Below are 20,633 nucleotides of genomic sequence, written 5' to 3'. Positions count from 1 at the left end.
AATACCTCGACTCCGAGAAGTACCAGCTCAAACCCCGCGACTGGGACACCGCCGCACGCGAGGGCCGCACCATCGCCCCCCTCATCACCAAACTCAACGGAATCCGGCGGCGGCACCCCGCCCTCCAACAGCTGCGCGATCTGCACTTCCACCACGCGGACCAGGACGCGGTGATCGCGTACTCGAAGCGGCAGGGATCGAACACGGTTCTGGTGGTCGCCAACCTCGACCCCCACCACACCCAGGAGGCCACGGTCTCGTTGGACATGCCGCAACTCGGCCTGGAATGGCACGAGTCGGTGCCGGTGCGCGACGAGCTCACCGGCGAGACCTATCACTGGGGCAGGGCCAACTACGTGCGTCTCGAACCGGGCACCCGGCCCGCGCATGTCTTCACGGTTCTGCGACCGTCCACCCCGCAGACCGGAGGGTCACCCACAACATGATCGTCAACGAGCCCGTCCAGGACACCTTCGAGGACACGCCCGCCAAGGACCGGGATCCGGAGTGGTTCAAGCGTGCCGTCTTCTACGAGGTCCTCGTCCGCTCCTTCCAGGACAGCAACGGCGACGGTGTCGGCGACCTCAAGGGCCTCACCGCCAAACTGGACTACCTCCAATGGCTGGGCGTCGACTGCCTGTGGCTGCCGCCCTTCTTCAAATCGCCGCTGCGCGACGGCGGCTACGACGTCTCCGACTACACCGCCGTCCTGCCCGAGTTCGGCGACCTCGCCGACTTCGTGGAGTTCGTCGACGCCGCCCACCAACGCGGCATGCGCGTCATCATCGACTTCGTCATGAACCACACCAGCGACCAGCACCCGTGGTTCCAGGAGTCCCGCAACAACCCCGACGGCCCCTACGGCGACTACTACGTCTGGGCCGACGACGACAAGCAGTACCAGGACGCCCGGATCATCTTCGTCGACACCGAGGCCTCCAACTGGACCTTCGACCCGATCCGCAAGCAGTACTACTGGCACCGCTTCTTCTCCCACCAGCCGGACCTCAACTACGAGAACCCGGCCGTCCAGGAGGAGATGATCTCCGCGCTGCGGTTCTGGCTGGACCTGGGGATCGACGGTTTCCGGCTGGACGCGGTGCCGTACCTCTACCAGGAGGAGGGCACCAACTGCGAAAACCTTCCGGCGACCCACGAGTTCCTCAAGCGGGTCCGGAAGGAGATCGACGCGTCCTACCCGGACACGGTCCTGCTGGCGGAGGCCAACCAGTGGCCCGAGGACGTCGTCGACTACTTCGGCGACTACCGGTCCGGCGGCGACGAATGCCACATGGCCTTCCACTTCCCCGTCATGCCGCGCATCTTCATGGCCGTCCGCAGGGAGTCCCGCTACCCGGTCTCGGAAATCCTCGCCAAGACCCCCGCGATTCCCTCGAACTGCCAGTGGGGCATCTTCCTGCGCAACCACGACGAGCTCACCCTCGAAATGGTCACCGACGAGGAACGCGACTACATGTGGGCCGAATACGCGAAAGACCCACGTATGCGCGCCAACATCGGCATCCGCCGCCGGCTCGCGCCCCTGCTCGACAACGACCGCAACCAGATCGAGCTGTTCACGGCCCTGCTGCTGTCCCTCCCCGGCTCACCGATCCTCTACTACGGCGACGAGATCGGCATGGGCGACAACATCTGGCTCGGCGACCGCGACGCCGTCCGCACCCCCATGCAGTGGACCCCGGACCGCAACGCCGGATTCTCGTCCTGTGATCCGGGGCGGCTGTACCTGCCCACGATCATGGACCCGGTCTACGGCTACCAGGTCACCAATGTCGAGGCGTCGATGGCGTCCCCGTCCTCGCTGCTGCACTGGACCCGGCGCATGATCGAGATCCGCAAGCAGAACCCGGCCTTCGGCCTCGGCTCCTACACGGAACTCCCGTCGTCCAACCCGGCGGTGATCGCGTTCCTCAGGGAGTACGAGGACGACCTCGTCCTGTGCGTGCACAACTTCTCCCGGTTCGCGCAGCCCACCGAGCTGGACCTCAGCTCGTTCAACGGGCGGCACCCGGTGGAGCTGTTCGGCGGGGTGAGGTTCCCGGCCGTCGGGGAACTGCCGTACCTGTTGACTCTGGGCGGGCACGGCTTCTACTGGTTCAGGCTCCGCAAGGACGCCGTGTAGGCCGTACAGGCATCGGGCGGGGCGGTTTCTCCCGTCCCGCCCGGGGCACGCATCAGTAACACCCCGACCACCCCGGGGAAAGGACGCGACGCCATGTCGGAAGTCGTCATACGCAGCGACACCGCAAGTTCTGGCAGCCCCGGCCTCCTTGCGTCGCTGGATCCACTGCTGCGGGAATGGCTGCCCCGGCAGCGCTGGTTCGCGGGCAAGGGGCGTCCGGTCACCGGGTTCTCCCTGGTGGCGGCCACCGAACTGCTGCCGCCCACGGGGAAGCTCGGCCTGTACCACCTGCTGGTCCGCGCCCACCAGCCGCTCACCCTCGGCGCCCCGCCCCATCCCGGCGACTGCTACCAGCTTCTCCTGGGCGTGCGCGAGGCACTGCCGCCCCGGCTGGCGCCCGCGCTGATCGGCCACCTGGACGAGGGTCCGCTCGCCGGACACACGGTCTACGAGGCCCTGCACGACCCCCGCCCCGCCGAACTGCTCCTGGAGGCCCTGCGCACGCGGGCCCGCATCGGCGCACTGCGCTTCGAACGGGACGCGGCACAGGAGATCCGGGACGGGCTCGTCCCCCGTCTGATGACCGCCGAGCAGTCCAACTCGTCCATCGTCTATGGCGATACGTTCATCCTGAAGCTGTTGCGCAGGATCGTGCCCGGCATCAACCCCGACCTGGAACTGCCGCTGGCGCTGGCCCGGGAGGGCTGCCCCCGGGTGCCCGCGCCGACGGGCTGGCTGCGGGCGGAGCTGGCCGGTGAGCCGTACACCCTCGGCGTCCTCCAGCCCTTCGTGCAGGGCGCGACCGACGGATGGGAACTGGCGCTGCGGGAACTGGCCAAGGGTGAGGACTTCGGCGCGGAGGCACGGTCGCTGGGCCGCGCCACCGCCGAGGTGCACACCGCGCTCGCCCGGGCGCTGCCCACGGTGACGCTCGGCCACGCCCAGCTCCAGCTGCTGGTCGACGGCATGATCGAGCGCCTGGAGACGGCCGTGCAGGCGGTACCCGCGCTCCGGCCCCACGCGGCCGGACTGCACTCCGCGTTCACGGCGCTGGCCGACCTGGCCGCCGAGGGCCGTACCTGGACCGCGCAGCGCGTCCACGGCGATCTGCACCTCGGCCAGTGCCTGCGCTCACCCGCCGGACAGTGGTCGCTGATCGACTTCGAGGGCGAGCCGTCCAAGCCGCTCACCGAACGCCGGATGCCGCAGCCGCCGGCCCGGGACATCGCCGGGATGCTCCGCTCCTTCGACTACGCGGCCCACTCCGCCCCTTCCGCCGGCCCGTCGGTGTCCGGCTGGGCCGAGACCTGCCGGGCCGCGTACTGCTCGGGATACGCCGAGGTCAGCGGCGTGGACCCGCGCACCGACCCGGTACTGCTGCGGGCCTACGAGACCGACAAGGCGATCTACGAGGTCGTCTACGAGGCCCGGCACCGCCCGGACTGGCTGCCGGTGCCGATGGCCGCGATAGAGCGGTACGTGACATCCGACCTGACCTGACCCCAGGTATGAGCCAGGCATGACCCATGCACACGCACTGTCCGTCGAGGAGGCTCCACCCGTGACCCCGCCCACGCCCAGCGGTTCGGATCCGAAGAAGAAGGCTGCGAAAGCCGCGAAGAGTGTGAAGAAGGCCGCGGAGAAGGTGACCGCTCCCAGGAAAGCGGCGAAGGAGGCGGCGGTGAAGAAGGCTGCCGCCGAGGAGACCGTGACCAAGAAGGCCGCCGCGAAGAAGACCACGGCGAAGAAGGCAGTGGCGAAGAAGACCACGGCGACCAAGGCGGTCGCGGCGACGAAGAAGAGCGCCGCGAAGAAGACGACGCCGGAGCGGGCCACCGCGAAGAAGACACCCGCCGTGAAGACGGGCGCGGCGAAGAGCACGCCCGCGAAGAGCACGCCCGCGAAGACCGGCACGGCGAAAACCACCGCGGCGCAGACCGGCGCCACGAAGCCGGTCCCTGCGAAGAAGGCCCCGGCGTCCGTCCCGCCGAAGACGGCCCCGGCGAAAACCACCGCCCCGAAGCCCACCGCCGCGAAGAACCCGGCCAAGAAGGCCCCCGCGAAGAAGGCCGTCACGGCAAAGGCGAGCACGACGAAAGCGACCACTGCGAAAGCGACCACGACCAAGGCGGCAGCGACAAAGGCGGCCACGACGAAGGCCGCCGCCAAGAAGGTCACCGCCAAGAGGGCGCCCGCCAAGAAAGTCGCCGCCGAGAAGGTGACCCCCAAGAAGGTGGCCGCCGAGAAGATCACCGCCCCGTCGGCCGCCGAACCGCCGGAGGCCCCCGCGCCGCTGGGCGAGGTCACCGTCTCCCCCGCCGTGGACGCGGGGGACCGGGAGCGCCTGCTCGCCGGTACCCACCACGAGCCGCACGCCGTGCTCGGCGCCCACCCCGTGCCCGGCGGGATCGCGTTCCGGGCGTACCGGCCGTACGCGCTGTCCGTCACGGTCGTGGCCGGTGACCTGCGGGCCGAACTGCACGACGACGGGGACGGCTTCTTCTCCGGTCTGCTGTCGCTGCGGGAGGTTCCGGAGTACCGCCTGCTCGTGGCGTACGAGGGGGCGACCCAGGACATCGAGGACGCGTACGCGTTCCTGCCGGCGCTCGGGGACCTCGATCTGCACCTGATCGGGGAGGGCAGGCACGAGCAGCTGTGGACGGCGCTGGGCGCGCAGCCGATGACCCACCAGGGCGTGACCGGCACCCGGTTCACGGTGTGGGCGCCGAACGCGCGGGGCGTGCGGGTGGCCGGCACCTTCAACTTCTGGGACGGGGCGGCGTTCCCGATGCGCTCCCTCGGCGGCACGGGCGTCTGGGAGCTGTTCGCGCCCGGGATCGGCGAGGGCGAGCTGTACAAGTTCGAGATCACCCGGCCCGACGGTTCGAAGACACTGCGGGCCGACCCGCTGGCCCGCCGTACCGAGGTCCCGCCCAACACCTCGTCCGTCATCGACACCTCACGTCACGAGTGGCACGACCAGGAGTGGCTGGAGCGGCGCGGGCAGGCCCCCGCCCACGAGGCGCCCTTCTCCGTCTACGAGATCCATCTCCCGTCCTGGCGACCGGGACTGACGTACCGTCAACTCGCCGAGCAGCTCCCGGCGTACGTCAAGGACCTCGGCTTCACCCACGTCGAGCTGATGCCGGTCGCCGAGCATCCCTTCGGCGGCTCCTGGGGCTACCAGGTCACCGGCTTCTACGCCCCGACGGCCCGGCTCGGCACCCCGGACGACTTCAAGTACCTGGTGGACGCGCTGCACCAGGCCGGGATCGGCGTCCTGATGGACTGGGTGCCGGCGCACTTCCCGCGCGACGACTGGGCACTGGCCGAGTTCGACGGCCGCCCGCTCTACGAGCACGAGGACCCGCTGCGGTCCGCCCACCCCGACTGGGGCACCCTGGAGTTCGACTACGGCCGCCGCGAGGTGCGCAACTTCCTGGTCGCCAACGCCATCTACTGGTGCGAGGAGTTCCACATCGACGGGCTGCGGGTGGACGCGGTCGCCTCGATGCTCTACCTCGACTACTCGCGCGAGCCGGGCCAGTGGATCCCGAACGTGCACGGCGGCCGGGAGAACCTGGACGCGGTCGACTTCCTCCAGGAGATGAACGCGACGGTGTACCGCCGAGTCCCAGGCGTGGTGACCATCGCGGAGGAGTCCACGGCCTGGGACGGCGTCACCCGAGCCACCCACCACAAGGGGCCCGGCGGTTTCGGCGGCCTGGGCTTCGGCCTGAAGTGGAACATGGGCTGGATGCACGACTCGCTCGGCTACGTCCAGCACGACCCCATCCACCGCAAGTACCACCACCACGAGATGACCTTCTCGATGGTCTACGCCTACAGCGAGAACTACGTCCTGCCGATCTCCCACGACGAGGTGGTCCACGGCAAACGCTCCCTGGTGTCGAAGATGCCCGGCGACTGGTGGCAGCAACGCGCCACCCACCGCGCCTACCTCGCCTTCATGTGGGCCCACCCAGGCAAGCAACTCCTCTTCATGGGCCAGGAGTTCGCCCAGGGCGCCGAATGGTCCGAGGCCCACGGCCCCGACTGGTGGCTCCTCGACCCCGCCTACGGCGCCGAACCCGACCACCGGGGCGTCCGCGACCTGGTCCGCGACCTCAACACCGTCTACCGCCACACCCCCGCCCTCTGGGAGCGCGACACCGACCCCGCCGGCTTCCGATGGGTCGTCGGCGACGCCGCCGAGGACAACGTCTTCGCCTTCCTCCGCTACGACGCCGAAGGCACCCCCCTCCTCGCCGTCTCCAACTTCTCCCCCGTCGTCCGCCACGACTACCGCATCGGCGTCCCCGACGACATCCCCGCCTGGCACGAGTCCCTCAACACCGACGCCGCCCCCTACGGCGGCACCGACCTCACCAACCCCCACACCCTCAAACCGGACGCCACCCCCTGGCACGGCCACCCGGCCAGCATCCACCTGACCCTGCCTCCACTCGCGACGGTATGGCTGCGCCCGGCGTAGCCGGTGGGACATGGCGTCCACCGTGGTGACCCATCACGGTGGTCAGCCGGACCCCGCGGAGGGAACGAGCGTACGCCTGAGGGAAGCGTGACCGAGTGGCCTCCCATTCGTTGTGATGATCACAAGGCCCGGTGGGCCGGTCGGGGAGGAGGTGAGCTGCGTGATCCGTGCGTACAAGTTCCTCATGCGGCCCACCGTCCGTCAGGACCAGGCCCTCTCCGAGATGCTGAGGGATCACTGCTCGCTCTACAACGGCGCGTTGCAGGAACGCCGCGACGCCTACCGGCACGTCTCCAAGACGAGCGTCAAGTACGGAATGCAGTCAGCGCAGCTCAAGGACATCCGGGCATTCGACCCGGAACGTCAGGGCCGTTGGTCGTTCTCCAGCCAACAGGCGACACTGCGACGGCTCGACAAGGCGTTCGCCGCGTTCTTCCGCCGCATCAAGGCCGGGGAGACGCCCGGATACCCGCGGTTGCGGGGCGTGAACTGGTTTGACACCGTGGTCTTTCCCAAGGACGGGGACGGCTGTCGCTGGGACAGTACGCCCGCATGACCCGGTCAGACGCGTCCGTTTTCAGGGCGTCGGACACGTCAGGGTCAATCAGCACCGGCCGGTGACCGGCAAGGTCAAGACCGTCAGCGTCAAGCGCGAGGGCCGTAAGTGGTTCGTTGTGCTGACCGCGGAGCAGGCACAGCCCGAGCCGCTGCCCGCCACCGGCAGTGCCGTCGGTATCGACATGGGTTTGGTGAACTTCCTTGCCGACTCGGGCGGTGCGTTCGTGTCCAGCCCGCGTCACCGGCGGAAGGCTGCCGCGAAGCTCGAAGCCGCGCAACAGGCCCTGTCCCGATTCCCGCGCTGCAAGGCCAGGGATCGTACCGCCAACCACCAGCGTGCCGTGGAGAAGGTCGCCGACCTGCATGGCAAGGTGCGACGCCAGCGGCTTGACCACGCGCACAAAACCGCCCTCACGCTGGTCCGTGAGCATGACTTCATCGCGCACGAAGACCTCAGGATCCGCAACATGAGCCGGGCACCCACGCCGAAGCCCGACCCCGACAGGCCGGGTGCGTTCTTGCCTAATGGAGGCGCCGCGAAGGCAGGGCTCAACCGCTCGATCGCTGATGCCGGATGGGGGGTGTTCCTGACGATTCTGCACGCCAAGGCTGAAAGCGCCGGACGGGAGGTGATCGCCGTGGACCCCCGCAACACCTCCCGACGGTGCCCCGAATGCGGGCACACCGCCAAGGAGAACCGGCCCGCACAGGAGAAGTTCCACTGCGTCTCGTGCGGCCATACCGCGCACGCCGACACAGTTGGAGCTGTCAACGTTCTACGGGCCGGGCTGGTCCGTCGCGAAGCTCAACGCCCTTAGCGAGAAGCCACCCCGTTTACGGGGAGGAGTAGTCACACCGCAACGCTTACCGCACGCCGGCCGTACACACGCAGTGATCGCGTCACGAACTGTTACGGCTCTTGTACGAACCTGTTCCTGTCGCCCCGTCAGTCGCTCGCGTCCCCCGCGAGCGGCTCCTCCGACGCGCCCTCCGACTCGCCCGCCAGCGCGCCCGCCAGTGCCTTCGGCAGCCGTCCGGCGTGCAGCACCCCGAGCCGCTGGGTGGCCCGGGTCAGCGCGACGTAGAGGTCGCTGGTGCCGTACAGCCCCGGCTCGACGACGAGGACCGAGTCGAACTCCAGCCCCTTGGACTGGCGGGGGTCGAGGAGGACGACGGTCCGCGTGAGGTCGGGCTCCGCGCCGGCCGTCACCCCGTCGAGCCGGGCGGCGAGCCTGCGGTGCAGATGGCGCGGGGCGATGACGGCGAGCCGCCCCTCGTCGGGGGTCAGCTCCTTGACCGCCTCGGCCACCGCGCCGGGCAGGTCGTCGGTGGCGCGCACCCAGGGCCGTACCCCGGTCGACCGGACCGAGCTCGGCGGCTCGAAGCCGGGGTTCTCGGCGCGCACGACGGCCGCCGCCAGCTCCATGATCTCGGCCGGGGTGCGGTAGTTGACGCCGAGGCGGGTGTGCTCCCAGCGGTCCTCGACGTAGGGCTCCAGGATCCCCGCCCACGATCCGACACCGGCCGGCTCGGCGGTCTGCGCGGGATCGCCGACCAGGGTCATCGAGCGGGTCGGGCTGCGCCGCATGAGCAGCCGCCAGGCCATCGGCGACAGCTCCTGCGCCTCGTCGACGATGATGTGCCCGAACGCCCAGGTGCGGTCGGCCGCCGCGCGCTCGGCGGCACTGCGGTGGTCGTCCTCCTCCTGGCGCTCGGCGAAGCGTTCGGCGTCGATGATGTCGTGCGCGGACAGGACCTCGGAGTCCTCCTCGTCCTTGTCCTCGAACTCGTAGGTGCGCGAGGCGTAGGACACGTCCAGCACGCCCTGCGCGTAGGCGACCTGGGTCTCGCGGTCCCGCTCGGCCCGCGCCCGCGCCACCCGTTCGTCCACGCCGAGCAGTTCGGCCGCCTCGTCCAGCAGGGGTACGTCCGCCACGGTCCACGCCCGGGTCACCGGGCGGCGGATGGCGGCCGCGTCCTCGTCGGGGAGGTAGCCGACGGGGTCGGCGAGGAAGTCCGCGACCAGCCGCTGCGGGGTCAGCCGCGGCCACAACTGGTCGATGGCGGACCAGACTTCGGGGTTCTCGGCGAGCTCGTCGCGGATCTGGGTGATGTCGCTCGGGTCGAGGAGGTTCGTACCGTCGAAGGGGTCCGTGCCGATGCGCTCGGCGACCATGTCGGTGAGCGTGTTGAGGATGTGCCCCTCGAAGTGCTCCCGGGCCACGTTGTGCGGCAGCCGCGCCTCACGGGTGCGCTCGCGCGCCACCTTCACCAGGCCGTCGTCGAGCATCAGGACCTCGCGGTCGTGCTCGATCGTGATCACCGGATCGGGCAGCGCCTGCCAGTCGCGTACGACGTCGGCGAGGACGTCCGCCATCGCGGCGCGCCCCTTGACCGCGGCGGCCTCGCGGGTGTCGGTCGCCGTGGCCTTCACCCCGGGGTACAGCTCCCCGACCGTGGCCAGCAGGACGCCGGTCTCGCCCAGCGCGGGCAGGACCTCGCCGATGTAGCCGAGGAAGGCTGGGTTGGGGCCGACGATCAGGACCGCCCGCTTGGCGAGCAGCTCGCGGTGCTCGTACAGCAGGTACGCGGCCCGGTGCAGGGCGACGGCCGTCTTGCCGGTGCCGGGGCCGCCCTCGACCACCATGATCCCCCGGTGCGGGGCGCGGATGATCTCGTCCTGCTCGGCCTGGATGGTCTGCACGATGTCGCCCATCCGCCCGGTGCGCGCGGAGTTCAGCGCGGCGAGCAGCACGGCGTCGCCGGTCGGGTCCTCGTGGCCGGTGCGCTCGTCGTCGCCGAGGTCGAGGATCTCGTCGTGCAGGGCGGTGACCCGGCGCTCCTCGGTGGTGATGTGCCGGCGGCGGCGCAGGCCCATCGGGGTGTGGCCGGTGGCCAGGTAGAAGGGGCGGGCGACGTCCGCCCGCCAGTCGATCAGGATCGGGGTGCGCTCGGCGTCGTCGGTGCGCAGACCGATCCGGCCGATGTGATGGACGACACCCGAGGTGAGATCGAGGCGGCCGAAGCACAGCGAGCCGTCCACCGCGTTCAGCGCGGCCAGCAGCCCCGACCGTTCGGCGACCAGGATGTCCCGCTCCAGGCGGGCCTGCATGGGCGTGTTGCCCTGGGCGAGGGCATGTGTGACGGAGGTCTCGGTGTCACCGCGCAGCGCGTCCACGCGTGCGTACAGCCCGTCGATGAATTCCTGTTCGCGCTTCAATTCATGGTCTGGAAACCCGGTGTTTGACAATTCCGCTCCCGCCCGGATATACTGTGCCTACTGAGCTTCTCCGCGACCCGATCCATGCGAAGTCGCGAACCATTAAATATACGCAGGGAAATCCCCCGAGCGCAATCGCTCGGGGGATTTCCTATTTCCGGTCCGGCCGGACCCGCCGGTCCCGCCCGGTCAGTTCCGGGGCCGCCCGGACAGGCCCGCGCCCTGCGACGTGGGCGGCTGCGCCAGGTGGATCGTGGTGTGCGTGGCCGGCGGGGCGGAGACCGTGCCGCCCGCGCCGTTGCACATGCTCTGGCGCTCCTGCGCGGTCATCGGACGGCTGTAGACGGTGGTCGTCGAGTACTGCATCTCGTCCGGGTCGTACTGGGTGAGCGTCGGGTACGCGTACCACAGGTAGTGGCCGTGCCGGCGCTTCGGGTAGTTGATGACCATGCGGCCCGTCACGCGCTGCATCGCCGGGGCGAGCGTCGCGTACCCGACCGAGTACTCGGGCACCTCGCCGCCGATCTCGGTGGTCTCCGAGGTCGAGTAGGACCAGGTGTGGTTGTACGTCGTCTGGATGGAGGCGCTGAAGACCTTCGACAGCCCCGCCTCGACGCCGACCGAGACACCGATGCTGTTCTCCTCGGTGCGTCCCGAAGTCGTCTGACGGCCGAGCGTGATCTTGCTCGCACAGGCGTGCACGGTCGGGCCGACCTGACGTGCCGGGCCCGTGAAGATCTCCCGCTTGGCGGGCTCGAAGCGGCACCGGTCCGCCTTGCCGAGACCGTCCACGTTCTGCTGGCAGGAGGTGAGCAGTGCCGACTGGTCGTACCAGTTGTCGTCCGCCGCGTTCGCGGTGCCTATTCCGGCGAACATTCCGCCGAGCATCGCCATTCCCGTGACCGCGACAGCCGCCGAGCGGCGCTTGCGTCCAGTGAAGAGTGTGTTCACTTCCCGACCTTTCCTCTGTGGGGGGTGTGCTTGAAAGTTAAGGCACCCATTCCGGCCGAGAAAAGGTTTTCCTCCGCAAAGCAAACGCAAAGATTTCTTACCGACGATTAACTTCTTGATTGAATTCCTAACATCCTTTTTCCGGAAGGGAGTTGAGGAAATCGAATGTCAGAAAAACTCGGAAATCTCTTCCAGCAAACGCCTCTTGGGGAGCGCTCCCACGACCGCTTTCATCGGCTCTCCGTTCCGGAACACCATGAAGGTCGGCATCGACAGAACCCGGTACGCGTTCGTCGTGTCCGGATTGGTGTCCACATCGAGCTGGACCACCTTCAGCCGCTCGCCCTCCTCCGCCGCGAGGGCGCTGAGCACCGGCCCCATCTGCCGGCACGGCGGACACCAGTCGGCGGTGAACTCCACCAGCACCGGCAGATCCGCCCCGAGCACCTCCGTCTCGAAGTCGGCGTCCGTCACCTCGGCCACTCCGGCTGCTCTGATCACCGTTCCCGTCCTCCCATTTCGCACAGCGGTTCCTCCGTGTCGTCCAGCGCCGCGAGCCGCACCCCGATCTGCGCCCGCACGGCCTGCAACTCGCCGATCAGCGCGTCGAGTTCGTCCAGCTTGCGCCGGTAGACCGCGAGCGAGGCCGGACACGAGTCCCCGTCGGGGTGCCCGGCCCGCAGGCATTCCAGGAACGGCCGGGTCTCCTCCAGGTCGAACCCGAAGTCCTGGAGCGTCCTGATCTGCCGCAGCAGTTTCAGATCGCTCTCGTCGTAGGTCCGATGGCCGTTGTGGGTGCGCCGCGCGGGCAGCAGACCCCGGGACTCGTAGTACCTGAGCGTCCGGGTCGTCGTCCCGGCCCGCTCGGCCAGCTCGCCGATTCGCATGGGTACGAACGTAAGCCTTCACCCCGACGTCAAGGCAACAGCGGTTTGCGCTCCACGGGAGAGGTGAGCACGATCGACGTCGTCGTACGGCCGAGGGCGGAGACCTTCTCCAGGACGTCCTCCAGGTGGACGGTGTCCCGCACGGCGACCTTGAGGATCCAGCAGTCCTCGCCGACCACGTGGTGCACCTCGGTGATCTCGGGCCGTTCGATCAGCTCCAGGGTCCTGGGGTGCTTGAGGGTGTAGCCGCCGTGCGGATTGACCCGGATGAAGGCCTGGATGCCGTAGCCGAGGCGGGCCGGGACGACCCGGGCGCCGTAGCCGCTGATCACGCCCGCCGTCTCCAGCCGGCGCACCCGCTCGGTGACCGCGGCGGGACTGAGCCGGACCTGCCGGCCCAGTTCGCTGAGCTTGATCCGGCCGTCGCTCTGGAGGAGTTCGAGGATCTGCCGGTCCAGCGCGTCGAAGGCCACCGATGTTTCGTCGGCGGTGGCGCGCAACTGCCGTGGTTCTTTTGGTGCGACGGCCCGAACTCCCATGGTTCCCCCTTCAGGACGTGGATGTACGCCGGGAGAATTATGGTCATGGAAAAGGGGCGAGAGATACTGGTCATCGGCGGTAACCGCTACTTCGGAAAGCGGCTCGTCGCACGTCTGCTGGCCGCCGGAGACCGCGTGACGGTGCTGAATCGCGGATCGTCGCCGCCGGTGGTCGGGGCGGCGCACCTGGTCGCCGACCGGGACGACGAGACGTCCCTGCGGGACGCGCTCGGTTCGCGCACGTTCGACGTGGTCGTCGACCAGGTCTGCTACACCCCGCGCCAGGCCGACGTGGCCCGCCGGGTCTTCGCGGGCCGCACCCGCCGCTATGTGCTGACCTCGACGGTCGAGGTGTACGAGTACGAGGACTCGCCCGCGCTCGTCCGCGAGGCGGCCGTGGACCCGCTGACCGTACCCGTCGACCTCGGACTCCCCTGGGACGACCCGGAGTTCCTCGACACCCACTACGGCGAGGGCAAGCGGCAGGCCGAGGCGGTCCTCGCGGCCGGCCCGGAGTTCCCCTACGTGGCCGTCCGGGTGGCCCACGTCCTGGGCGGCGCCGACGACTTCACCGGACGCCTCGCGCACTACGCCGACCGCATCCGCGCCGGTGCGCCGATCGCCGTGCCGGCGGTGAACCGGCCCGCCACCTACCTCCACGTCGAGGAGATCGCCGACTTCCTGGCCTGGACGGTGGGCGAGGACTTCACCGGCCCGGTCAACGCGGCCTCCCACGGCCTGCTGACCACCGAGGAGATCTGCGACGCCGTCACCGCCCACGTCCCCGACGGCAAGGTGCTCTTCCGGCCCGTCGAGGTCGGCGAGGTCTCCCCCTTCGCCTTCGCCCGCTCCTACGGCATGGACAACTCCCGTGCCACCGGGCTGGGGTTCGCCTTCGACGACGTACGGCGATGGCTGCCGCGCGCGGTGGCCGAGACCCTGGGGAAGGGTGACGCCTGATGCGGTACCGCACCCTGGGCGGCCTGCGCGTGAGCGCCGTGGGACTCGGCGCCATGCCCCTGTCCATCGAGGGCCGGCCCGACGAGGCCCGCGCCCTGGCCACCGTGCACGCCGCGCTGGACGCGGGCGTGACCCTCCTGGACACGGCCGACTCCTACCACCTCCCCGGCGCCGGCCCCGGCCACAACGAACTGCTTCTCGCCCGCGCCCTCGCGGCCTACGGCGGTGACACCTCCGGGGTACTGGTCGCGACCAAGGGCGGCCGCGGCAGGCCCGCCGACGGCGACTGGACGGTGACCGGCACCCCCCGCCATCTCAAGGCCGCCGCCGAGGCCTCCCGCAAACGGCTCGGTGTCGACGCGATCGGCCTCTACCAGCTGCACAAGCCCGACCCCGCGGTGCCCTTCGAGGACTCGGTCGGAGCCCTCCGCGACCTGCTCGACGCGGGCACGATCCGCCTGGCCGGCCTCTCCAACGTGGACGCCGGACAGATCCGGGTGGCCCGCGAGATCCTCGGCGACCGTCTGGTCGCCGTACAGAACCGGTACTCCCCCGCCGTCCGCGACAGCGAGCCCGAACTCGCCCTCTGCGCCGCCCTGGGCCTCGCCTTCCTCCCCTGGAGCCCGCTCGGCGGTATCGCGCGCAGTTCCCTGGACGGACCGTCCCGGGTCGAGGGCCAGGACCGCTTCACGGCGTTCCACACGGTGGCGGAGGAGCGCGGGGTGAGCCCTCAGCAGGTCTGTCTCGCCTGGCTGCTGCACAGATCCCCGACCGTCGTCCCCATCCCGGGAGCGAGCCGCCCCGAGACGATCCGCTCCTCGGCGGCCGCGGCGGAGCTGGACCTGACGGCGGAGGAGCTGGCGCGGCTGGAGGAGGGCGCGGGGGTGTGAGACGGGGTCGAGCGCCCTCCGGGGGACGACTCCCGCCCCTTCAGGCGGGCGGGCCCGGGAACAGGCCGGGGCCCGGAGCCGGGTACGCGCGCGCGACCCCACCCGTGCCGCCGAGTTCCTCCCCCGGCATCCAGTCCTCGTCCTCCACGTCGGTGCCGCCCTGGACGCCGAGGAGACGGCGGGTGAGGCGGTCGTGGTCGGAGAGGAGTTCGTCGAGGGCGGCGCGGACGTCCTCGGGGGCGGTGCGCGGGGACTCGCGTTCGGCCGCGATGAGGACGGCGCGCCGTACCAGCTCCTTGGTGAAGGAGGCGGTCGTGCCTTCCGTACGGGCCACGACCTCGTCCACGACCTGCTTGTCGAGGTCGAGCCCCGAGCCGTACAGGTCGAGAAGGCGGGCGCGGCCCCGGGCGTCCGGCAGCGGGATCTCGACGGCGAGGTCGACGCGGCCGGGGCGCTGGACGAGGGCCGGTTCGAGGAGGTCGGCGCGGTTGGTGGTGAGGAGGAAGGCCACGTCGGTGTCGTCACCGAGGCCGTCCATCTCGTTCAGCACCTGGAAGAGCAGGGGCTGTTCGCCGCCGCCGTAGTCGCGGGCCTCGGCGATCAGGTCGCAGTCCTCCAGGACGACGAGCGCCGGCTGGAGCATCCGGGCGAGGGCGCAGGCGGGCCCGATGGCGTCGATGCCGGTGCCGGAGAGGATCACGACGGTGAACTGCGGGAGGTGGGAGAGGAGATAGCGGATCGTGTGGGTCTTGCCGGTGCCGGGAGGACCGTAGAGGAGGAGTCCGCGGCGCAGGTGCTGGCCGGCGGCGCGCAGTTGCTCGCGGCGGCGGGCGACGCCGACGACCTGGCGTTCGACGCGTTCGAGGAGGCCTTCGGGGAGCACGATGCCCTCGCGGGCGAGACCGGGCCGGGCGTGGAAGCGGAACGGGCCGAGGCCGTGGCCGAACTCCGAGCCCTCGAAGGACAGGACCTGACCGCGGAAGACGTTGTGCTCGTGCGCGAGGGCGTCGATGTCGGCGAGGAACCGGTCCGCGAACTCCTTCTCCCGGGCGATGACCTCGATCTCCACCTTGTTGCGCCCGTACTCGTCCGCGGGGCCGCGCAGCAGCACCGCGAACCGCTCGCCGCCCTCCTCGCCGAGGTAGAACCCGCAGGAGACACAGGCGAGTTCCTCGTCGGGGGCGATCGGCAGATGGGCGTAGTCGACGGCGCCGACGGTGAACCGGTCGTGGCGGCCGGCGGATTCGATGATGTCGCCGAGGCCGAGGTCGCCGCGGTGCCGGGAGCCGCGCAGGCCGATCAGGTCGTGGGTACGCCCCTCGGCGGCGAACCAGTGCTCCAGGGCGAGATGCACGTTGGGCAGGTCGTACGGCGGGTAGGCGGCCTTGACCACGGGCCAGTCGGAGGGGTCGGAGCCCAGATGGGCCCGCAGCCGGTCACTGAGGTTGCGTCCCTCCATTTCCCTGCCCTGCGGACGGGCCACCGCCGTGAGGAACTGCACGAAGAGTTCGTTGACCTCGTCCAGCGAGAGGGGCGACGCCTGGCGTTCCGCCCCGTACCTGGCCTCGAACTCCGTCGAGCTGACGATCTCGACCTCGTTCGACTCCCCCATGCCCGCCTCCGTGGGTCCGACCGTACGTCCGGGGCACCCAGCCTGGGCCCGAACGCGGTGGCGGGTCAAAGCATTTGGACAAGTGGTCGCGAACAGTCCGCAAACGGGCAGGGGGTGTCACCGGGGAGCCGCGACCCCCGTCCACGGCTCCCCGGCGCGCTCGCACCACTCCCGGGCCGCTTCCGGACGCCCCGTCAGCAGCAGGAGCAGGGCCGCGATCGGCCCGCGGATCTCCTCGCCCTCCCCACGGGCCCACGCGATGTCGGTGGCGACGAGCCGGGCCTTCGGCAGGGGCCAGGGGCGGGGCGGGAAGCGCATGGTCCACACCCGGTCGGCGGCGTCACGGGCGGCCTCCGGGGGCATCTGCCGGGTCCGGCCGAGCGCGAGGGCGATGTCCTGGCCGTGGACGAGGAGGTCCAGGAGGGGTTCGCGCGGTGAGGTGGTGGGCGCGAGGCGCCGGGAGCCGATGGTCGAACGGAGGTTGGCGGTGATCTCGGCGACGGGCAGCCGGGCCTCGCCGACCGCCGAGTCGTGGATCATCCGGTTCCAGTTCCCACGGGCGCGGGTCATCTCCCGGACGACCTGGCCGTAGGTGAAGCGCGCCGCGATCGTCAGATGCGCGGCCACGTCCCGCACCCGCCAGTCGCCGCAGCGCGTGCGGGTCTCCCACTCCTCGGGACTCAGGCTCTCCAGCAGGTCCGCCAGACTCGCCCGCTCGCGGTCCACGACCTTCCAGAGCTCGTCGGTCTCCAGCGTCACGCCCATGGGAATCACCCACTCAAGTGGTAAGCTTCTCTGACCAAAGTAGTCAGAGACTCTGACCAATGTCAAGCAGTGGCACAGCACGGGTCGAGCGGTGTCCAGGAGGCGTCGACGTGGTGGCGGAAAGCGAGCTCAACACGGGTGTCCTGCTGTTCCTCCCGTACCGGGCGCTGGAGAATCGTGTCTTCGCCGCGCTCGCCGACGCCGGTTTCGACGACTTCACGCCCGCCCAGGCCCGGGTCATGCAGCGCATCGGCCCGGACGGCACCCGGCTGACCGAGCTGGCCGAGCAGGCCCAGATCACCAAGCAGACGGCCGGCTTCCTGGTCGACCAGCTGGAGAAGGCGGGCTACGTCACCCGCGTCCCGGACCCCACCGACAGGCGCGCCCGCCTGGTGTGCGGCGCGGCGAAGGCCCACGCGGCCAAGGAGGTCGCCGACGCGGTGGTCGCCGAGGTGGAGCGCGAGTGGGAGGAGCACCTCGGCAAGCGCCGGATGAAGCAGCTGCGCGAGGCGCTGACGCTGCTGCGGGAGATCACGGACCCGTGGGCCTAGGAGCCGCCCGACGGTCGCCGCCCTCCGCCCGGTGGCCCTCCACGCAGAACCGGTTGCCCTCCGGGTCCGCCAGGACGACGTAGGGCCTGGCGGACGGCGGCAGGTGCTCGGGGTAGTGCGGCCAGTCGACGTGCTGCGCCCCGAGCCCCACCAGGCGGTCCACCTCCGCGTCGAGGTCGCGGTCCCCGGCGTCCAGGTCGAAGTGGACGCGGGGGAACTCCTGTACGGGCGTCTGACTCACGTCCATGGCGATCGCGGCGCCGGGCTCCCCCGGCCGGGGCTCCAGGACGATCCAGTCATCCCCCTCGAACCGCGGGGGCCGCCGCACGTACCCGAGCGCCCGACGCCAGAACTCCCCCGCCCGCTCGTCGTCCGTCACGCCCAGCGAGATCAGCTTGAGTGTCGTCATGCCTCGCCAGACCAGGCGCGGGCGCCGACAGCGGCCGCCTCCCGTACCTCCAGCAGTGCGGCGCCGTGGCGTTCCTCCTCGAAGGCGCGGTGGCCGCCGCGGAGGCCGAACAGGCGCTTGGCCAGGAGGATGTAGAGGACGGCGAGGAGGTTGAGGAGGAGGGTGGCGATCTTCAACCCGCTGACGTGTTCGGTGAGTTCGTAGATCTCCAGGGGGAGGAAGGCGGCCGTGGCGACCACCGTCAGGTACTCGGCCCAGCGCCTGGCGTACCAGAGGCCGACCGCCTCGACGAGTTCGATCAGGGCGTAGACCAGCAGGAGCAGCGCCACCAGGACGAGCGTGTCGTGCCGGTAGCCGAAGGTCTTGCGGACGGTGCCGACGACGGGTGAGTGGTCGAGGTCGTAGTGGAAGTGCCGGAAGACCGGCCGGAACACGTCCAGGTACTCGTCGAAGAGCCGCCGCACGGCGTCCTGGCGGTTGCTGAACCTCCACACCGCCAGCGCCACCAGCACGACGAACACCCCGCGCACCGCCCGCTCGACGGCCAGGAGGCGGAGGACGAACACATCGCGCAGGACCTTGCCGCGGGGCACGAGCGGCGCCCGGTCCGCCGGTCCCGCACCCTGCGGCTCGCCCAGCGTGAAGTCACCGCACCGCAGACAGCGCCAGGCCGCGCCGAGGGCGGTGTCGGTGTGCAGCCGCTCGCGCAGCCGGGGTTCGTCGGGCGCGTACGTCACGTGCCCGCGCCGGGCACACGTCCGCCGGTCCCAGTCGATCGCCATCCCCCGTACGCCTCCCCAAAGAGCCTGCCCATGAGCCTGCCGTGCCGGACGCTCCGGCACGGCAGGCTAGTGAGGGCGGGTAAGAGCCCGGTGAGTCAGCGGCTGCCCACCAGCTCCTTGTCCGTCTCCTCCACCGTCTGCCCGGCTTCCTCGGCGCGCTTGCGGTTCGGCAGCAGCACCGCGACCAGCAGGGTGCCGACGCCGAGGACGACCGCGCCGACCAGGCTGGTGTGGGCGACCGCGTCGGAGAAGGAGGAGCCGACGGCGTCGGCCATCTGCCGTGCTCCGCCGGCGAGCTGCTCGGCCTGGGCCTTCAGCTGGGCGGCCTGCTGGGGGTCGGTGGCCCGGGCGGCCTGTGCGGCGGCCTGCCGGGCCTGCTCGCCGATGCCCTGCGCGACGGTGTACCCGGCCCCGACGGAGTCCTGGGCCGTGGACAGGGCGGCGGCGGGGAGCCCGCTTCCGGCCGTGGCGTCCGAGAGGTGGTCCGAGTAGGAGGTGGCCAGCAGCGAGCCGAGGATCGCGATGCCGAGCGAGCCGCCGAGCTCGATCGAGGTGTCGTTCACCGCGCCGCCGACGCCCAGTTCGGACTCGGGGAACGCGCCCATGATCGCGTCCGTGGCGGGCGAGAGGGCGAGGCCGATCGCCAGGCCGAGGACGACGAGGGGGGCGACGAAATCGCCGTACGACGAACTCGCGTCGACCTGAGTGAGCAGGGCGAGGGCGGCCGTGCCGCCGACCATGCCCGCGGTGACCGTCCACTTCATGCCGATCCGCGGGGTGAGGAAGCCGGTCAGGGCGGAGCCGACGAAGACCGCGCCGGCCAGCGGGAGCATGCGCAGCCCGGTGTCCAGGGCGCTGTAGCCGAGGACGAACTGCAGGTGCTGGGTGAGGTAGTAGAAGGCGCCGAAGACGGCCAGGAAGAACAGGGCGACGGCGAGGTTGGAGCCGGCGAACCCGCGGTCGGCGAAGCGGCGGACGTCCAGGACGGGGCGCGGGTGGCGCAGCTCCCAGACGACGAAGGCGAGCAGTCCGGCACCCGCGACGACCGCGGCGGTGATCGCCTCGGCGTGCCAGCCGAAGTGCGGGCCCTCGATGATCATGTAGACCAGCGCGCCGATCCACGCGACGGACAGCAGCCCTCCGACGTAGTCGATACGACCGTGCTCGGCGGCCTTGGACGGCGGTACGAGGACGAGGGCGCCGACGATCGCGAGGGCGGCCACGGGGACGTTGATCAGGAACGTCGACGTCCAGCCGTGGTCCTCCAGGAGCGCGCCGGCGACCAGCGGACCGGCCGCGATGGCCACCCCGGAGGTGGCGGTCCACACGGTGATCGCCTTGGCGCGTTCGGCGCGCGGGAAGCTCGCGGCGAGCAGGGAGAGCGTCGCCGGCATGATCATCGCGGCGCCGACGCCCATCACGGCCCGGGCGGCGATGACGGTGGTGGAGCTGTCGGCGAGATAGCCGAAGACGGATCCCGCGCCGAACACGGTGAGCCCGAGCAGGAGCGCTCCGCGGCGGCTGTACTTGTCGCCGATCGCGCCGAGCAGCAGCATCAGCGCCGCGTACGGGACGGTGTAGCCGTCGATGACCCACTGGAGATCGGCGCTGGACAGGCCGAGGTCCCGGGTCATGTCCGGGGCGGCGACCGTGAGGGCGGTGTTCGCCATCACGATGATCAGCAGGCTCAGGCACAGCACCAGCAGCGCCCACCAGCGCCGGGCGTAGGGGCGGTCCATCCTCTCGACCGGTTCGTTCATGACGAGTCGCATGGTAGGTGTCGCCTTCCTCAACTTCTCGACGGACGCCACCGTGACCGGCCCTCTCGGCCGATTTGCACAGTGGCGTGCAAGTGCACAACACTGTGCAAT

At 70.4% G+C, this 20,633-nt stretch carries 17 protein-coding genes and 1 pseudogene; 8 read left to right on the top strand and 10 right to left on the bottom strand.

Annotated elements, in window-relative coordinates:
- From K4B79_RS14320 to K4B79_RS14300, 5 genes and pseudogenes are all read left to right on the top strand, one after another.
- Nucleotides 1-446, top strand: a 446-nt coding sequence (locus K4B79_RS14320; protein WP_232026906.1) for a DUF3459 domain-containing protein, incomplete at its 5' end; no start/stop codon positions are given.
- Entirely contained in the window at nt 443-2,143 is a 1,701-nt protein-coding gene (gene treS, locus K4B79_RS14315; RefSeq protein ID WP_232026905.1) for a maltose alpha-D-glucosyltransferase, read from the top strand. The genes K4B79_RS14320 and treS, both read left to right, overlap by 4 nt.
- A gap of 93 nt (nt 2,144-2,236) precedes the next feature.
- Nucleotides 2,237-3,643, top strand: coding sequence for a maltokinase N-terminal cap-like domain-containing protein (locus K4B79_RS14310; protein ID WP_232026904.1), 1,407 nt, complete (start codon nt 2,237-2,239; stop codon nt 3,641-3,643).
- Nucleotides 3,644-3,662: 19 nt separating this feature from the next.
- Nucleotides 3,663-6,638: a 1,4-alpha-glucan branching enzyme gene (gene glgB, locus K4B79_RS14305; RefSeq protein ID WP_232026903.1), complete on the top strand. Its 2,976-nt coding sequence runs from the start codon at nt 3,663-3,665 to the stop codon at nt 6,636-6,638.
- 160 nt (nt 6,639-6,798) lie between these two features.
- Nucleotides 6,799-8,014: pseudogene (locus tag K4B79_RS14300) on the top strand (RNA-guided endonuclease InsQ/TnpB family protein).
- A 128-nt stretch (nt 8,015-8,142) separates the two neighbouring features.
- On the opposite strand, the gene K4B79_RS14295 reads toward K4B79_RS14300, so the two are convergent.
- The 5 genes from K4B79_RS14295 to K4B79_RS14275 form a co-directional block, all read right to left on the bottom strand.
- Nucleotides 8,143-10,416 (bottom strand): HelD family protein, encoded by a 2,274-nt coding sequence (locus tag K4B79_RS14295; protein ID WP_232026902.1) that lies wholly within the window; start codon nt 10,414-10,416, stop codon nt 8,143-8,145.
- Nucleotides 10,417-10,605: 189 nt separating this feature from the next.
- Nucleotides 10,606-11,367: a hypothetical protein gene (locus K4B79_RS14290; RefSeq protein ID WP_232026901.1), complete on the bottom strand. Its 762-nt coding sequence runs from the start codon at nt 11,365-11,367 to the stop codon at nt 10,606-10,608.
- A 168-nt stretch (nt 11,368-11,535) separates the two neighbouring features.
- Nucleotides 11,536-11,868 carry a thioredoxin gene (gene trxA / locus K4B79_RS14285; protein WP_308280435.1) on the bottom strand — a complete coding sequence of 111 codons (333 nt, stop codon included), beginning with the start codon at nt 11,866-11,868 and terminating at the stop codon, nt 11,536-11,538.
- Nucleotides 11,865-12,254, bottom strand: coding sequence for a MerR family transcriptional regulator (locus tag K4B79_RS14280; RefSeq protein ID WP_232026900.1), 390 nt, complete (start codon nt 12,252-12,254; stop codon nt 11,865-11,867). The genes trxA and K4B79_RS14280 overlap by 4 nt, the downstream gene beginning before the upstream one ends.
- A 29-nt stretch (nt 12,255-12,283) precedes the next feature.
- Nucleotides 12,284-12,793: an Lrp/AsnC family transcriptional regulator gene (locus tag K4B79_RS14275; protein WP_232026899.1), complete on the bottom strand. Its 510-nt coding sequence runs from the start codon at nt 12,791-12,793 to the stop codon at nt 12,284-12,286.
- A 45-nt stretch (nt 12,794-12,838) separates the two neighbouring features.
- Here K4B79_RS14275 and K4B79_RS14270 point away from each other — a divergent pair, with 45 nt between their 5' ends.
- Nucleotides 12,839-13,753, top strand: a complete 915-nt coding sequence (locus tag K4B79_RS14270; protein ID WP_232026898.1) for an NAD-dependent epimerase/dehydratase family protein — start codon at nt 12,839-12,841, stop codon at nt 13,751-13,753.
- The gene (locus K4B79_RS14265) at nt 13,753-14,643 is read left to right on the top strand and encodes an aldo/keto reductase (RefSeq protein WP_232026897.1); all 891 of its coding nucleotides are present in this window, start codon (nt 13,753-13,755) and stop codon (nt 14,641-14,643) included. Before K4B79_RS14270 ends, K4B79_RS14265 begins: the two co-directional genes overlap by 1 nt.
- Nucleotides 14,644-14,683: 40 nt before the next feature.
- Here K4B79_RS14265 and K4B79_RS14260 read toward each other — a convergent pair whose 3' ends face one another.
- Both K4B79_RS14260 and K4B79_RS14255 read right to left on the bottom strand, forming a co-directional pair.
- Nucleotides 14,684-16,255, bottom strand: a complete 1,572-nt coding sequence (locus K4B79_RS14260; RefSeq protein ID WP_232026896.1) for an AAA family ATPase — start codon at nt 16,253-16,255, stop codon at nt 14,684-14,686.
- A gap of 117 nt (nt 16,256-16,372) precedes the next feature.
- Entirely contained in the window at nt 16,373-17,020 is a 648-nt protein-coding gene (locus K4B79_RS14255; RefSeq protein WP_232026895.1) for a maleylpyruvate isomerase family mycothiol-dependent enzyme, read from the bottom strand.
- Between the two features lie 110 nt (nt 17,021-17,130).
- Between K4B79_RS14255 and K4B79_RS14250 the strand changes: the two genes are divergently transcribed.
- Nucleotides 17,131-17,571 carry a MarR family winged helix-turn-helix transcriptional regulator gene (locus tag K4B79_RS14250; protein ID WP_232026894.1) on the top strand — a complete coding sequence of 147 codons (441 nt, stop codon included), beginning with the start codon at nt 17,131-17,133 and terminating at the stop codon, nt 17,569-17,571.
- Here the strand turns inward: K4B79_RS14250 and K4B79_RS14245 are convergent.
- The 3 genes from K4B79_RS14245 to K4B79_RS14235 all read right to left on the bottom strand — a co-directional run bounded on the left by K4B79_RS14245 (nt 17,552) and on the right by K4B79_RS14235 (nt 20,534).
- Nucleotides 17,552-17,980 (bottom strand): VOC family protein, encoded by a 429-nt coding sequence (locus K4B79_RS14245; protein ID WP_232026893.1) that lies wholly within the window; start codon nt 17,978-17,980, stop codon nt 17,552-17,554. The genes K4B79_RS14250 and K4B79_RS14245 overlap by 20 nt on opposite strands.
- Entirely contained in the window at nt 17,977-18,762 is a 786-nt protein-coding gene (locus K4B79_RS14240; protein ID WP_232026892.1) for a DUF2127 domain-containing protein, read from the bottom strand. The genes K4B79_RS14245 and K4B79_RS14240 overlap by 4 nt, the downstream gene beginning before the upstream one ends.
- Before the next feature lie 95 nt (nt 18,763-18,857).
- Nucleotides 18,858-20,534 (bottom strand): MFS transporter, encoded by a 1,677-nt coding sequence (locus K4B79_RS14235; protein ID WP_232026891.1) that lies wholly within the window; start codon nt 20,532-20,534, stop codon nt 18,858-18,860.
- Nucleotides 20,535-20,633 lie beyond the last annotated feature (99 nt).

It is taken from the genome of Streptomyces lincolnensis (genome assembly GCF_021173675.1).
Lineage (GTDB): Bacteria > Actinomycetota > Actinomycetes > Streptomycetales > Streptomycetaceae > Streptomyces > Streptomyces lincolnensis_B.
Note: the sequence above shows the minus strand (reverse complement) of the source record. Positions and strands in the feature narration are given on the sequence as shown.

What these genes read in the sequence shown, in the direction of transcription:
- treS (WP_232026905.1), top strand. Translation starts at nt 443, where the DNA reads ATGATCGTCAACGAGCCCGTCCAGGACACCTTCGAGGACACGCCCGCC.
- K4B79_RS14310 (WP_232026904.1), top strand. Translation starts at nt 2,237, where the DNA reads ATGTCGGAAGTCGTCATACGCAGCGACACCGCAAGTTCTGGCAGCCCC.
- glgB (WP_232026903.1), top strand. Translation starts at nt 3,663, where the DNA reads ATGACCCATGCACACGCACTGTCCGTCGAGGAGGCTCCACCCGTGACC.
- K4B79_RS14280 (WP_232026900.1), bottom strand. Translation starts at nt 12,254, where the DNA reads ATGCGAATCGGCGAGCTGGCCGAGCGGGCCGGGACGACGACCCGGACG.
- K4B79_RS14275 (WP_232026899.1), bottom strand. Translation starts at nt 12,793, where the DNA reads ATGGGAGTTCGGGCCGTCGCACCAAAAGAACCACGGCAGTTGCGCGCC.
- K4B79_RS14270 (WP_232026898.1), top strand. Translation starts at nt 12,839, where the DNA reads ATGGAAAAGGGGCGAGAGATACTGGTCATCGGCGGTAACCGCTACTTC.
- K4B79_RS14265 (WP_232026897.1), top strand. Translation starts at nt 13,753, where the DNA reads ATGCGGTACCGCACCCTGGGCGGCCTGCGCGTGAGCGCCGTGGGACTC.
- K4B79_RS14260 (WP_232026896.1), bottom strand. Translation starts at nt 16,255, where the DNA reads ATGGGGGAGTCGAACGAGGTCGAGATCGTCAGCTCGACGGAGTTCGAG.
- K4B79_RS14255 (WP_232026895.1), bottom strand. Translation starts at nt 17,020, where the DNA reads ATGGGCGTGACGCTGGAGACCGACGAGCTCTGGAAGGTCGTGGACCGC.
- K4B79_RS14245 (WP_232026893.1), bottom strand. Translation starts at nt 17,980, where the DNA reads ATGACGACACTCAAGCTGATCTCGCTGGGCGTGACGGACGACGAGCGG.
- K4B79_RS14240 (WP_232026892.1), bottom strand. Translation starts at nt 18,762, where the DNA reads ATGGCGATCGACTGGGACCGGCGGACGTGTGCCCGGCGCGGGCACGTG.
- K4B79_RS14235 (WP_232026891.1), bottom strand. Translation starts at nt 20,534, where the DNA reads ATGCGACTCGTCATGAACGAACCGGTCGAGAGGATGGACCGCCCCTAC.